We start from the raw sequence: 1,106 nt of genomic DNA on the forward strand, positions 1-1,106 counted from the left end.
GGCGGGTTCCTGTACGACGCCGGCGAGTTCGACGCCGGGTTCTTCGGGATCAGTCCGCGGGAGGCGCTGGCGTCGGATCCGCAGCAGCGGCTGCTGCTGGAGACCGCGTGGGAACTGCTGGAGCGCGCGGGCATGGACCCGGCCTCGCTGAAGGGGTCCTCGACCGGCGTCTACGCCGGCGTCATGTACCACGACTACGCGACCGACGCCTCCGACGACGCGCGGCTGGAGGGGTACGTGATGCCGGGGACCGGCAGCGTCGTGCCCGGCCGGGTGTCGTACACGTTCGGTTTCGAGGGGCCGGCGGTGACGGTGGATACGGCGTGTTCGTCGTCGTTGGTGGCGATGCATCTGGCGTGCAACGCGTTGCGGGCGGGGGAGTGTGACCTCGCGCTCGCCGGCGGTGTCACGGTGATGGCGACGCCGGGCCTGTTCGTTGGCTTCTCCCGGCAGGGCGGACTCGCCCCGGACGGCCGGTGCAAGGCGTTCGCGGCGTCGGCGGACGGTACGGGGTGGGGTGAGGGTGCCGGTCTGGTGTTGTTGGAGCGGTTGTCGGATGCGCGGCGTAATGGTCGTCGGGTGTTGGGGGTGGTGCGGGGTTCGGCGGTGAATCAGGACGGTGCGAGTAATGGGTTGACGGCGCCGAATGGTCCGTCGCAGGAGCGGGTGATTGGTGTGGCGTTGGCGAGTGCGGGGTTGGGTCCTGGTGATGTGGATGTGGTGGAGGGGCACGGTACCGGTACGACTTTGGGTGATCCGATTGAGGCGAACGCTTTGCTGGCGGCGTATGGGCGGGGTCGGGATCGTGCGTTGTTGCTGGGGTCGATCAAGTCGAACATCGGGCACACTCAGGCGGCTGCTGGTGTGGCGGGTGTGATCAAGATGGTGTTGGCGATGGGGCGTGGTGTGGTGCCGGCGTCGTTGCACGTCGATGAGCCGTCGCCGCACGTGGATTGGTCCTCGGGTGCGGTGGAGTTGGTGACCGAAGCGGTGGAGTGGCCGGACATGGGCCGTCCTCGCCGTGCGGGGGTGTCGTCGTTCGGGGTGTCGGGGACCAACGCCCACGTCATCGTCGAGGCCCCGGACGCGGAGGACGGGTGGCCCGC

At 69.2% G+C, this 1,106-nt stretch carries 1 protein-coding gene; it reads left to right on the forward strand.

The features are described from left to right. Nucleotides 1-1,106: polyketide synthase (locus AB0I04_RS55175; protein WP_360905093.1), on the forward strand; the 1,106-nt coding region annotated here is incomplete at both ends.

This window comes from Actinoallomurus sp. NPDC050550, from assembly GCF_040655075.1.
Classification (GTDB): Bacteria; Actinomycetota; Actinomycetes; order Streptosporangiales; family Streptosporangiaceae; genus Actinoallomurus.